The following is a 13094-nucleotide window of genomic DNA, read 5'->3' as shown; positions in this document are numbered from 1 at the left end:
CAGGAAGCACGCATGACGTCATCCAGCCCCCTATCCAGCCCCGTCCCGTTACAGCACCTGATCGACGGCCAGTGGATCGCCGGCGGCGGCGACCGGCTGCACAGCGTCAACCCGGCGCAGCCCCGAATCGTTGTCGCCGAAGGTGATTCGGCCACCGCGGACGATGTCGACACCGCGGTGGCGGCCGCGACCCGGGCCGGCGCCGGCTGGGCCGCCACCCCGATGCATCAGCGCGGCGCGGTGCTGCTCGCGGCGGCCGCGATCGTGGAGCGAAACGCCGACGACTGGGGGCTGGACCTCACCCTGGAGGAAGGCAAGACCAAGGCCGAGGGCATCGGCGAGGTGCGCCGCGCCGCCCAGATCCTGCGCTATTACGGCAACGAGGGTGATCGCCGGTCCGGTGACATCTACGCATCGCCGCGCGCCGGTGAGCAGATCCTGGTGACCCGCAAACCGGTCGGCGTGGTCGGCATCATCACCCCGTTCAATTTCCCCATCGCCATCCCGGCGTGGAAGATCGCCCCGGCGCTCATCTACGGCAACACCGTCGTGTGGAAGCCCGCCGGCACGGTCCCGCTGCTGGCGCAGCGGCTGGCAGCCGCGCTCAGCAGCGCCGGACTACCGGCCGGTGTGCTCAACCTGCTCATCGGCGGGACGGATATCGGCGATGCCATCGTCAACCACCCCGAGGTCGATGCCATCTCCTTCACCGGTTCGACCACGATCGGGCGGCGCATCGCCTCGTCGGCGGCGGCGCGTGGTGTCCCGGTCCAGGCCGAGATGGGCGGCAAGAACGCCGCCGTGGTGCTCGACGACGCCGACGCCGACCTCGCCGTCGAACAGGTCATGCTCGGCGCGTTCCGCTCATCGGGGCAGAAATGCACCGCCACCTCACGTCTGATCGTCACCGACGGTATCGCCGACAGGTTCTTGACCGTATTGGCCGAACGGGTGCACGTCTTGCGCACCGGCGACCCCACCGATGACGCCACCCAGCTCGGGCCGGTCGTCAGCGCATCCGCCCGGCGCACCATCACCGCGGGGATCGAGGCGGCGGCCACGCAGGGGGCCACCACGCTGGCTCGCGGCCGCCTCCCCGGCGACGGACCGTTGGCCGACGGCTACTTCGTCGCACCGACCGTCCTGGAACTCGACGGGCGGCCTGCCGATGTCTGGACCGACGAGCTCTTCGGCCCGGTACTGGCGGTGCGTCGCGCCGCCGATACCGCGGCGGCCTTCGAACTCGCCAACGACAGCGAATTCGGCCTCTCCGCAGCGGTTTTCACGCAGGACTTGACCCGCGCACTGGAGGCAGTCGAGCATATCGACGTGGGCGTGCTGCACATCAATTCCGAGTCGGCGGGCGCCGACCCGCACGTCCCGTTCGGTGGCGCGAAGAAGAGCGGGCTGGGCCCGAAAGAACAGGGCCGCGCGGCCAGGGAGTTCTTCACCCACACCACCACCGTGTATCTGCGCGGCGGGGCGACGCGACCGTGAGCGGCACCGCCCTCGACGGCATCGTGGTCGTCGATTTCAGCCGCGTGCTGGCCGGACCGTACGCCACCATGATGCTCGGTGATTTCGGCGCCGACATCATCAAGATCGAGCGGCCGGGTGTGGGTGACGACACCCGGGAATGGGGCCCACCGTACGACGCCGAGGGTGTGGCCACCTATTTCAACGCGGTGAACCGCAACAAGCGATCGGTGGTGCTCGACCTCACCGACGCCGCCGACATCGCGCGCGCCCGCGAGCTGGTGTCCGGTGCCGATATCGTCGTGGAGAATTTCCGGCCGGGCACCATGGAGAAACTCGGCCTGGGGTACGAGTCCCTGCGGGAGCTCAACCCGGACCTGATCTACTGCGCCATAACGGGATTCGGCCGGGACGGCGGCGCCGACCTACCGGGCTACGATCTGCTGGTCCAGGCGGTCGGTGGCCTGATGAGTGTCACCGGGCAGCCCGACGGTGAGCCCACCAAGGTGGGGGTCGCCGTCGTCGACGTCCTCGCCGGGATGCATGCGCTCAGTGGGATCCTGCTCGCGCTGGCCCACCGCGCCCGCACCGGGGAAGGTCAGCGCGTCGACACCAACCTGCTGTCGGTGTTGTTGTCGTCCATGGTGAATCAGGCCTCCGGGTTCCTGGGTGCAGGCGCCGTGCCGACGCGGATGGGCAATCGGCACCCGAGTATCGCCCCGTATCAGACGTTTTCCACCGCCGACCGGCCGATGGCAGTGGCCGTCGGCAACGACAAGCAGTTCAAGGCACTCACCCGGGTACTGGGTGTGGACTGGCTGGCCGCCGACGAGCGGTTCGGATCCAACGCGCTGCGGGTGCGTCACCGGGATGTGCTGTGCGCCATCCTGCAAACCGCATTCCAGGCACACGGCGCCGACCACTGGTATGACGCACTTGCCGCGGCCGGCGTCCCGGCGGGCCCGATCAACGACATGTCGGAGGCTTTCGCCTTCGCCGAACGCCTCGGACTCGGCGCCATCGTCAGCGTGCCGGGCACCTCGACCGGGCAGGTCGCCAATCCGATCTCGTTGTCGGCGACACCCGCGACGTACCGCAGCGGCCCGCCGCGGCTCGGCGATCAATCCTGACCGACGTTCCGAACCGCCAGCAGCTGATGGGCCTTGATCGCCATCCAGAGTTGGGCCCGGGTATCGGCCGAGGTGAGGTCATCACCCAGCAGGTGACTGATGCGCTGCATGCGGTTTCGCACGGTGTGGCGGTGAATCCCGAGATCCGCCGCGGCGGCCTCCACCTGCCCGTTGCGTTCCAGGAAGGCCGTGAGGGCACCCACCAGATCGTCTCGCTGTCCGATCAGGGGGTCCAGCAGGCCGGCGAGAACACGTAATTCGGCCGGCGTCCGGGCTCCGAGAAGTACGCCGTAGGCGCCCAATTCGCCGAAATCGGTGAACGTGCCGTGGGCTCCGGCCGTCGCCGCGATGCGTGCCTGCGCGACGGCCACCTTGAGGTCGGCGAGTCGAGTGGGCCGGCTCAGACCCCCGCCCAGTCCGTTCAGCTGCTTGGCCAGTTGCCCGTGCAGGCCGAGGACGCGCCGCTTGGTCGAGGCGGGAACGATGACGACGATGTCCTGATCATCGGCGGCGAGCAGGTACGGGCCGACACCATCCAGCAGGCGACCGGCGTGATGTTCGGCCGCCAGCACCGGGCCGATACCCGTGAGCAGCAGCACCACGACGTCGCCGGCGGGGTCGAAGCCGAAGTACCTCAACACGCCGCGGTCGATGTCGCCCCCAGCGAGCACGGTGCGGGTCACCGCCGATCGCAGTCGCTGTTCGGCGTCGACCACCCTGGCCGGCTTCTCGATCGCAATCGACACCAGCGACACCGCATGTGCCACCAGAAGCCTGGCCGTCGTGGACAGGGGTGCGGTGGTACGCACCGCCAGATACCCGCGCAATGCTTGTGCGGCCCGCAGGCTCTGCACGACGACGAAGGCTTCCCCATCGGTGATGACCCGCCCGGCGTGACCACGGGAACTGCCGATCGGTTGTGGCGGGCCGGTCAAGAGCGCGGTCACTCGTTCGTGGTCGGCCCCAGCGGCCGCCAGCACCCTACCGTCGACGTCGACCACCACGACGCCGGCCGACAGCCCCTCCGCCAGCGCCGTGACGACGCCGGGAATACCCCCGCGCAAGGTCGCCCTGGCGAGGACCTCCTGTTGGTCGACCACCTCCTGAACAGCCCGCAGCTCGGCGGCCTTGAGCGCATCGATAACCACCCGGGTGATGGCGATGAACGGCGTCGATGCCGGCACTTTGAGGACGGGAAGGCCCAACTGGTTTGCCGCAGCGATGATTCCGGCGGGGATGTCGGTCAGAGTGGTTCCGGTGTCCACCGCCAATGCGGTGATACCGGCCGAGGACAGCCGTGCCACATAGTCGAATTGAGCGGCGTCGTCTCGGCCGATGTTGATGCCCGTCGTCATGACGAGTTCGCCGCCGGACAGGTACGGCGTGGGGTCGGCGAGTTCGATGGCGTGCGCCCAGGTCACCTCGCGGTCGGCGCCCCGCGCTCCGGCAGCCAGCGTCAGACCGAGGCCCTTTGCCTTGACCAGGTCCCGCGGGGTGATTGCCATGTTGTCTCCTGAGCGTCGCCAGGTCATGCTAGCCGCGCTGGGCGTCTCCGCGCTCTAGCATTCCCCGGCGCGGCGACACCGGTCGCCGAACCCCGCGCCACCCACCGCAACCGCCTCCCCGCATCTGCCGCCGGACGGGCAATCAGGCTGGCATCGAACCGTTTTCGATGTAGACGCCGGCACCGCGGTAGCGTCCCCGCCGGTTCGTTTCGCGTCGAACATGGCACGGTCGGCGCACTCGATGGCCTCGGCCAGCACCGCCGACGGTTCGGCGCCGATCCGCTGAAAGTCGGCGAGCGCCACCGAGGCGACGCCGACACTCGCGGTGACCGGCGCGACGTCTGCCGGTGCCGAGATCGCGGCTCTGATCCGCTCCGCGATGCCACGGGTGTGTTCGGGTGGGGCGATGTCCACCACGACGAACTCTTCTCCCCCGAGCCGGGCGACGAGCGCGGAGCCGCGTACCGAGTGCACGATCCTGCGAGCGCTCCGCACCAGCACGGCATCGCCCGTCGCGTGCCCGAAGGCGTCGTTGATCGACTTGAAGCGATCCAGGTCGATGACCACCGCCATGACCGCACCGGCACCATCGCGATGACGCTCCCCGACCAGGTCCGCGATGTGGAAGTTGAGCCCACGCCGGTTGAGCAGTCCGGTCAGCTCGTCGGTCATCGAGTCGTTGGCGTCGCTGCGCAGCATCCAGATCCCGAACTGGATCACCACCGGTGTCACCATCAACGACACCACGGCCGCCAGCGCATTGGCCGCGGCCAGGTAGGGATCGCCATCCGAGCCGGTGGCGATCGAGGTGGCGAAGACGCCCACCGCCAACAGCATCACGACGGTATGCAGCGCAAGCACTTTCGGTGTTTCGAAGAACTTGGCATATACCGACACCAAAACCAGGGCGTTGAGACCGAACATCCCGGCCACCCGATTGGAGTAGGTCAGCGCGACGACGGTGATCCCCACGTCGGCATACACCGTGAACAGAATCGACCACAGCCGTGACGGCCACGGACCGAACCACCACACGCCGGTCCAGATCAGCGCCGACAACGCCAGCGCGAAGGACACCAGCCATGCCGCGTGAGTGGCGGGCCCGCTCGGCGAGAACTGGATGATCAACGGGATGAGGGCGAACACCAAGGTGCACGCCCCGATGAGCAGTTGGATGCCGTCGAGCAGGCCCCGGTGCGCGAAGTACCTGACATGCGATTCCGGTTCGACCTCGGCGGACCACCACACGCCGAACAAGCGCATGACCGCGCGCAGGCTCTTCAACTTAGACAGCAAACGCCCCCCGCTCACAGTCCCGATCCGGCGAATCGACAACGCGACGCCCCCACCGGCGCGTGAGCAATCTAACAAACGGGTGGTGATCAGTCCATAGCGCAGCTAAGTGGACGGCGCGGATGCAGTTGCGGATGCGGATCGGTGGCCACCGGCACATGTAAGTAGTTCCGTTGGCAAACACCTTGGTCCTGAAAAGTCAGCCGCCGGCCCCCGATTTTCCGGGTGCTCGGGCAAGGTCTTCGCCCGGGCAGCACCGCCGCCCCCGGCACGCGAGCGGTTCCTGGGTGACGTCGAGTCGAAAAGACCTGACCGACAACGCGACAGCACGGTGTCAGCGCGCGCGGGTAGCCTCTCGCCATGCGCAGCGACAACGACACCTGGGACATCACCTCCAGCGTCGGTTCGACGGCTTTGTTCGTCGCGGCCGCCCGAGCGTTGGAGGCTCGCAAACCCGATCCGCTGGCCGTCGATCCGTACGCGGCCCTGTTCTGTCGGGCCGTCGGCGGGCGGTGGGCCGACCTGGTCGACGGTAAGGACACCGACAGCAAGCTCACAACCGCCGACTTCGGCACCCACTTCGTCGCGTTCCAAGCCGCGCGCACAAGGTATTTCGACGACTACTTCACGCGGGCCACCGCTGCCGGCGTGCGGCAGGTGGTCATGCTGGCGGCCGGTCTGGATTCTCGTGCCTACCGGCTGTCCTGGGCCGACGGCACCGTCGTCTTCGAACTGGACCAACCGCAGGTGCTGGAGTTCAAGGGTGAGGTGCTGGACGCGCACGGCGCCCGGCCGGGCGCACACCGTGTCGAGGTGCCCATCGATCTACGCGATGATTGGCCGGCAGCGTTGCGGGATGCCGGTTTCGACCCAGGCGCACCCGCGGCGTTCATCGCCGAAGGGTTGCTCATCTACTTGCCGGGCACCGCGCAGGGCGAACTCTTCCGCGGTGTCGATGCCCTGGCCGCCCCGGGCAGTTATGCCGGCATCGAAGAGGGTGACCCGATGCCGGCGGCCGCCTACGAGGCGGCCAAGCAGGCCGAAGCGGCGGATACCGACGGTGACGGCGCGTTCTTCCAGCTGATCTACAACGAGCAGATCGCAAAGGCCGCCGATTGGTTCGCCGGCCACGGGTGGACCGCCGAAGCGACGCCACTGGCCGATCAGATCAGCGGTCTCGGTCGCCCGCTGCCGGCACCAGGCTCGCAATCATCGATGATGGTGAACTCGAATACGCTGGTCACGGCGATCAAGACGTAGCACCGTCAGCGCAGTTGCGGCAGCACCTCACGCTGCCAGGCGGCGAAGAAGCCCTCCATGTCGGGACCGATCTGCTGCACGTACACCTCATCGATACCGGCGTCGAGGTACTGGCGCACCTGCGCCACATGCTTGTCCGGGTCGGCGCCGCAGGCCACGGACTCGGCGATGTCCTGTTTGGGGACCAAATTCTGCAACGCCGCAAAATCCTTTGGCCGCGGCAAGATCTGGGCGGTCTGCCCGGGCAGGCCCTCATTACCCCACAGCCGGTGTGCGGTGTCCAGCGCCAGCTGCGCATCGGCATCCCAGCACACTTTGGTCCCCGCCTGCACCGGCTTGTCCCCGCCGCCGGAGGACCGGAAAGTCTGCACCAGTTCGGCATCGGGCATGGTCAGCACGTAGCCGTCCCCGATGCGTCCGGCCAGCGCGGCACCTTGCGGACCGAAACCCGACACATAGATCGGCAGGGGCTGGGCGGGCCGGGTGTAGATCCGAGCCTCCTGGACCTCATAGTGCAATCCGTGGTGGCTGACCTCGTCACCGGTCAGCAGCAGCCGAATCACGTCGACCGCCTCCTCGAGCATCTCCTGACGGATGCCCACGGACGGCCACGGATCGCCGAGGATGTGTTCGTTGAGCGCCTCGCCGCTGCCCACGCCGAGCACGAATCTGCCGTCGAGTTGCACCGCGGCCGTCGCGGCGGCCTGGGCGATGACGGCGGGGTGGATCCGCACCGTCGGGCATGTCACGGCCGTCGACACCGGCAACGCCGTCGCCTCCGACAGCGCCCCGAGCACTCCCCACACGAACGGACTCTGGCCCTGCTCGTCGTTCCACGGATGGAAGTGGTCCGAGATCCACAACGCCTCGAAACCCGCGTCTTCGGCGCGCTTGGCCTGGTCGACGAGGTCCTTCGGCCCGAACTGCTCGCACGATAAGAAGTATCCGATCTTCGCCATGGCACCCGTCTACCCGCGCACCCGGCGATTAAGCGGGCAGGACTGCGGGATCACACCAGGTTGTCGGCCGGTCCGCGGGAATGTGAACGGCCGTCGGCGGGGTTCTGGTGAGCAGGGGTGCGACGCTGCCGGGGTTTTTCGCGTCGAGCCCTCGGGTACCCGGGTGGCAGCCAACGAGAGGTGGGTGTGAGATGAGTTCCGGACACGGAAAGCACGCGCGCAGGACCCCGCGCGCCACCGCGGTCGCGCTCACCGTGTCGTTCGTCGTGGCATTCGCCGCGGTGGCCGCGGCGGTTCTCATGCACATCGCCGACTCGGCGTCCACCCCGGCATCCGCGCCCGCGCCGACCGTCGGGGCTGGGCAGCCGATCATGCAGGAGGGCCGGCTGATCGCTGTGACGCCCAATTCACTGACCGCTCAGGGCGCCGACGGCGTCGCACGCACCTACGTCATCGACGCACAGACCAACGGAATCACCATGTCCGGCAGTCATGTCGGGGCGGCGGCCAACGCCTTTGCGGTCAATGACGAGGTCGCCATCCTCGGGGTGACGCGTGACGGTGCCAACGTCGCGACGGTGGTCGCGCACCGCGAGGCCACCGGCGGTAACGGCGCGCCGATGGACTACGCCTTGCCGTGACCGGTCAGACTGGGCAGCAACACATCGTCGACGAGTACCCGTACGGTTTCGTCGCTCGGCGGCCGGTCCGAGATGAGCGACCGGAAGACCAGATACCCCGGCAGCAGATCGAAGATCTCCTCGTTGATTGCCGTGGCCGCCATCTCGCCTCGGGCGATCGCCTCGGCGAACACCCCTTCGATGACCAACCTGCGCTGCAGGATGAACTTCTCGCGCATTGCCTCCTGCAGTGCCGGGCTGTGCGACATCTCGTTGAGCACCGCCCGCATGGTGCGCATGTGCTCACACGCCTGCTGGCAGGTCGACCGGCCGATCTCCAGCAGGTCACCGCGCAGCGAGCCGGTGTGGGGCGGGACGAACGCACTTCGGGTGCCCTCGATGAACGCGGCGAGCACGAGGTCGGCCTTGGACGGCCAGCGCCGGTACATGGTGGCCTTACTGGCCTTGGCCCTGACGGCGACGGCATCGACGGTCAGTCGGTCATACCCGTGCTCCTGGAGCAGCTCCAGCGTGATCGCGAGGAGTTCGGCCTCCCGCGCGCTCCACGGGCAGCCCGAGGTGTCGTCGCGCAGATCGGAAGTCACCCTGCCCCTTTCTCTGCCCGTGTTCTCTGCCGGATCAGGATTACACCGAACGCCGTGCGGAAAACACCGTGAGAGCAGTCAGTTACTGGCACGTCAAGCGGTTGCAAGTGATCGTACGGTACCGTACCGTTCTCCTTCTATGACCCGTTTCGCTTAGCGGAACGCGGTCGCCTGCGGGGGCGTCGGAAGGGTCGGGGTTGAGCAAGTTCTCGCTGAGCACGTTGGCACGCCGGCAGTGGACGGTGATCGTCGCAATCCTGGTGGTGGCCGTGGTTGCCTTCGCGATCAGCCGACTGCACGGCATCTTCGGCTCCGACAATGAGATCTCCAGGCCGGGCTCGGATGCCCTGGAGAACACCGGCTACAACCCCAAACGCGTGTTGTTCGAGGTGTTCGGGTCGCCCGGATCGGTGGCGACCATCAACTACCTCGATATACACGCCCAGCCGCAACGCGTGGACAACGTGCCGTTGCCGTGGTCCCAGGAACTGGTCACCGACGACCCGACGATGTACGCCGATCTGCGGGCCCAGGGTGACGGTGATGTCATCAGTTGCCGCATCACCGTCAACGGGATCGTCAAAGACGAAAGGTCTTCGGACAACGTGAACGGATACATCGCCTGCTTGGACAAGACAGCATGAGCGAGCATCAGGCCGACACCGGCGTCGAGGGCTCTCTGCCGGCCAGGCTCATCCGCACCTTGTCGGTCCCCATCCTGTTCCTCTGGATCGCCATCGCTGCGCTGTCCAATGTGCTCGTGCCCCAACTCGAAGTGGTCGGCTGGGAGCGTTCGGTCGGATTGAACGCCGCTGACGCGCCGGGCATCCTGGCGATGCGCCATATCGGCCAGGTCTTCCACGAATTCGATTCCGACAGTGCGGCAATGCTCGTCCTCGAAGGCGACCAACCGTTGGGCGACGATGCTCACAAGTACTACGACGGGCTGGTCAAGAAGCTCCAAGCCGACACCGAACATGTCGAGCATGTGCAGGACTTCTGGGGTGACCCGCTGACCGCGGGCGGTTCGCAGAGCAAGGACGGCAAGGCCGCCCTCACACAGCTCTACCTGCGTGGCAACCAGGGCGAGGAATTGTCCAACGAATCGGTCGACGCGGTACGCAAAATCGTGGCCGACGACCCGCCCCCGCCCGGGCTCAAGGCCTACATCACGGGCGCCTCGCCACTGGTGACCGACAACTTCGAGGTGGGCAGCGCGGGCACCAACGAGGTCACCGCCATCACGTTCCTGGTCATCGGGATCATGCTGCTGTTCGTCTACCGCTCGGTGGTCACCATGCTGATCGTGCTGGTGACTGTCGCCATCGAGCTCGCCGCCGCTCGCGGTGTCGTCGCGGTGCTGGCCCATTCCGGCGTCATCGGGCTGTCCACCTACTCGACGAACCTGCTCACGCTGCTCGCGATCGCCGCCGGCACGGACTACGCGATCTTCGTCGTCGGCCGTTACCAGGAAGCCCGTAGTAACGGACTGGACCGGATCCCGGCCTACTACGACATGTGGCGTGGCACAGTCCATGTCATCGTCGGATCCGGGTTGACCATCGCCGGCGCGGTGGCCTGTATGGCCTTCACCCGGCTGCCCTACTTCCAAACCCTGGGTGTCCCCGCGGCGCTGGGTGTCGTCGTCACCTTGGCGGCAGCACTCACGCTGGGCCCGTCAGTGTTGTTGATCGCCAGCCGGTTCGGGCTGATGGAACCCAAAGGGCAGCTGCGTGCCCGCGGCTGGCGCCGGATCGGCACCGCGATCGTGCGCTGGCCCGGACCCATCCTGGTGGTGACATGTGGGATCGCCCTCATCGGTGTGCTGGCCCTACCCGGCTACCAGACCAGCTATGACAACCGGCCCTACATTCCGGCCAGCGCGCCCGGCGTCGTCGGAATGGAAGCCGCCGAACGACATTTCACCGAGGCGCGGATCAATCCGGAGTTGCTGATGATCGAAGCCGATCACGATATGCGCAACCCGGCGGACATGCTCATCCTCGAGCGTGCGGCCAAGGCGGTGTTGCACACACCGGGTGTCGCGCTGGTGCAGTCGATCACGCGCCCGCTCGGCACCCCGATCACGCACAGTTCGATCCCCTTCCAGATCAGCGCCACCAGCGCCAGCCAGATCATGAACCTGGGCTACCAGAAGGACCGGGCCGACGATCTGCTCAAGCAGGCCAACGAGATCGACAACACCATCAACGTTCTCAAACAGCAACTGGCGCTGCAGAAGCAGAGCGCGGCATACACCCACGAGCAGACCGAGGCGTTCCACGACACCGTCGAGACGGTGAACGACCTGCGCGACAAGCTCGCCAATTTCGACGACCAGTTCCGCCCGCTGCGAAACTACTTCTACTGGGAGCCGCACTGCTTCGACATCCCGATGTGTTCGGCGCTGCGGTCGGTGTTCGACTCACTGGACGGCATTTCCGAGCTGTCCGACAAGTTCACCAACATCACCGCAAGCCTGGACAAACTGGACGCCCTGCAGCCGCAGTTGGTTGCCCTGCTGCCGCCGCAGATCGCCATCCAGGAACGCAACAAGGAACTCACGCTGTCGAACTACGCGACCACGGGTGGCACCAACGCCCAAAGCGATGAGGCCCTCAAGAACGCCACCGCGATGGGGCAGGCCTTCGACGACTCCAAGAACGACGACACGTTCTACCTGCCCCCGGAGGCCTTCGACAACGCCGACTTCAAGCGCGGCCTCAAACTGTTCCTCTCCCCCGATGGCAAAGCCGCCCGGTTCATCGTCACCCACCAGGGCAACCCGGCCGACCCTCAAGCCATCCCGCACATCGACGCCATAAAGGACGCGGTATTCGATGCGCTCAAGGCGACACCGATGTCCGACGCCAAGATCTATGTGGCCGGAATCGGGTCCACCAACAAAGACATCCAGGAAGGGATGAAGTACGACCTGCTGATCTCGGCGTTGGCCGCGATAGCACTGATCCTGCTGATCATGATGTTCGTGACCCGCAGCATCGTGGCCGCCATCGTCATCGTGGGAACCGTCGCGGTCTCCCTGGGCGCCTCGGTCGGTCTGGCAGTCTTGGTGTGGCAGTACATCTTCGGGATCCATCTGTACTGGATCGTGGTACCGCTGGCGATCATTTTGCTACTGGCGGTCGGTGCGGATTACAACCTGCTGCTGGTATCCCGATTCAAAGAGGAGTTGCACGCGGGTTTGAACACAGGCATCATCCGGTCCATGGCGGGCACCGGCCGCGTGGTCACCGCCGCCGGACTGGTGTTCTCGGCGACGATGGCGTCGTTCATCTTCAGCGACCTGGTGGTCTTGGGTCAGATCGGCACGACGATCGGTCTGGGTCTGTTGTTCGACACGTTGATCGTGCGGTCGTTCATGACGCCATCCATCGCGGCCTTGCTGGGTAAGTGGTTCTGGTGGCCGGTGCCCGTGCGCCAACGCCCGGTGCCGGCGCCGTGGCCGGCTCCCATTCAGAAAGAGTCCGAGGAGGCCCTGTCATGAAGTTCGCCATCGGTATCGTGATCGCCTGCGCCGCAATCGGGTTGGCGGCACCGGCGGCCGCGGATCCGGCGTATGATCGGGATCCGGACACCAACTTCGCCCACGAGTTGCACACCTACGGCATCTACGGGCAAAAGGACTACAACGCCTGGATCGGCAAACTGGTCTGCAAACGGCTCTACAACAACGTCGACCACGACGCGTTCGCCTCGGCCAAATTCATCGGCGACAACCTCGACCGGCACAACACCACCCAACAGAACTGGCAGTTCCTCGGCGCCGCCCTGAACTACTACTGCCCGGAAAAACGCGTCATCCTCGACCAGGCCGCCGCCGCCCAGCACTGAACCGGAGAAACACCATGGCATCCACCGCAATCCGCTACGGCATCGCCGCACTGGCCCTGGCCGGCGCCCTGACCACCTCGGGCATCGCGTCAGCCGACGCCACCGATGACTACCCCATCCCCAACCGCATCCTCAAAACCCCCTGCACCGCCGAACAGATCATGGCCGCCGCCCGCGACGTCGAACCCGTCTACTACGAGCGCTACATGATCGACTACAACAACAAACCCGCCGCCGACCAACAAGGCGCCCAAGACCGCATCCACTGGTTCTTCTCCCTGGACTACGCCGGCCGACGCCAATACTCCGAAGACACCGCCACCAACGCCTTCTACGAACAAATGTCCTGGCGCTGGCCCAACTGGGCAAAACTGTTCTTCAACAACAAAGG

General features: G+C 66.5%; 12 protein-coding genes. 8 read left to right on the top strand and 4 right to left on the bottom strand.

Annotated features, from left to right (window positions below; genetic code table 11):
- The first annotated feature begins 12 nt into the window (after positions 1-12).
- Together BN977_RS19045 and BN977_RS19040 are read left to right on the top strand one after the other, a co-directional pair.
- Complete coding sequence (locus BN977_RS19045; RefSeq protein WP_036403959.1) at positions 13-1497, top strand: aldehyde dehydrogenase family protein; 1485 nt, start codon at positions 13-15, stop codon at positions 1495-1497.
- Entirely contained in the window at positions 1494-2606 is a 1113-nt protein-coding gene (locus BN977_RS19040) for a CaiB/BaiF CoA transferase family protein (RefSeq protein WP_036400650.1), read from the top strand. Before BN977_RS19045 ends, BN977_RS19040 begins: the two co-directional genes overlap by 4 nt.
- Here BN977_RS19040 and BN977_RS19035 read toward each other — a convergent pair.
- Complete coding sequence (locus BN977_RS19035; RefSeq protein WP_036400647.1) at positions 2597-4111, bottom strand: PucR family transcriptional regulator; 1515 nt, start codon at positions 4109-4111, stop codon at positions 2597-2599. The genes BN977_RS19040 and BN977_RS19035 overlap by 10 nt on opposite strands.
- 54 nt (positions 4112-4165) lie before the next feature.
- Positions 4166-5395 carry a GGDEF domain-containing protein gene (locus tag BN977_RS19030; protein ID WP_131590178.1) on the bottom strand — a complete coding sequence of 410 codons (1230 nt, stop codon included), beginning with the start codon at positions 5393-5395 and terminating at the stop codon, positions 4166-4168.
- Positions 5396-5764: 369 nt separating this feature from the next.
- Between BN977_RS19030 and BN977_RS19025 the strand changes: the two genes are divergently transcribed.
- On the top strand, positions 5765-6664 hold the full coding sequence (locus tag BN977_RS19025; protein ID WP_036400645.1) for a class I SAM-dependent methyltransferase: 900 nt from the start codon (positions 5765-5767) through the stop codon (positions 6662-6664).
- A 5-nt stretch (positions 6665-6669) separates the two neighbouring features.
- Here BN977_RS19025 and BN977_RS19020 read toward each other — a convergent pair whose 3' ends face one another.
- Entirely contained in the window at positions 6670-7623 is a 954-nt protein-coding gene (locus BN977_RS19020) for a TIGR03557 family F420-dependent LLM class oxidoreductase (RefSeq protein ID WP_036400641.1), read from the bottom strand.
- A gap of 191 nt (positions 7624-7814) precedes the next feature.
- On the opposite strand from BN977_RS19020, the gene BN977_RS19015 reads away from it, so the two are divergent.
- On the top strand, positions 7815-8264 hold the full coding sequence (locus tag BN977_RS19015; protein ID WP_051561713.1) for a hypothetical protein: 450 nt from the start codon (positions 7815-7817) through the stop codon (positions 8262-8264).
- Here the strand turns inward: BN977_RS19015 and BN977_RS19010 are convergent.
- Positions 8249-8848 (bottom strand): TetR/AcrR family transcriptional regulator, encoded by a 600-nt coding sequence (locus BN977_RS19010; RefSeq protein WP_051561711.1) that lies wholly within the window; start codon positions 8846-8848, stop codon positions 8249-8251. The genes BN977_RS19015 and BN977_RS19010 overlap by 16 nt on opposite strands.
- A 197-nt stretch (positions 8849-9045) precedes the next feature.
- Here BN977_RS19010 and BN977_RS19005 point away from each other — a divergent pair, with 197 nt between their 5' ends.
- The 4 genes from BN977_RS19005 to BN977_RS18990 all read left to right on the top strand — a co-directional run.
- The gene (locus BN977_RS19005) at positions 9046-9492 is read left to right on the top strand and encodes an MmpS family transport accessory protein (RefSeq protein WP_024451060.1); all 447 of its coding nucleotides are present in this window, start codon (positions 9046-9048) and stop codon (positions 9490-9492) included.
- Entirely contained in the window at positions 9489-12356 is a 2868-nt protein-coding gene (locus tag BN977_RS19000) for an MMPL/RND family transporter (protein ID WP_036400638.1), read from the top strand. Before BN977_RS19005 ends, BN977_RS19000 begins: the two co-directional genes overlap by 4 nt.
- Entirely contained in the window at positions 12353-12703 is a 351-nt protein-coding gene (locus BN977_RS18995) for a DUF732 domain-containing protein (protein WP_024455258.1), read from the top strand. The genes BN977_RS19000 and BN977_RS18995 overlap by 4 nt, the downstream gene beginning before the upstream one ends.
- 14 nt (positions 12704-12717) lie before the next feature.
- The coding region (locus tag BN977_RS18990) for a DUF5078 domain-containing protein (RefSeq protein ID WP_036400636.1) at positions 12718-13094 on the top strand (377 nt) is incomplete at its 3' end.

It is taken from the genome of Mycolicibacterium cosmeticum, from assembly GCF_000613185.1.
GTDB classification, from domain to species: domain Bacteria; phylum Actinomycetota; class Actinomycetes; order Mycobacteriales; family Mycobacteriaceae; genus Mycobacterium; species Mycobacterium cosmeticum.
The sequence above is the reverse complement of the archived record's forward strand: the minus strand, read 5'-3'. Positions and strand labels throughout refer to the sequence as shown.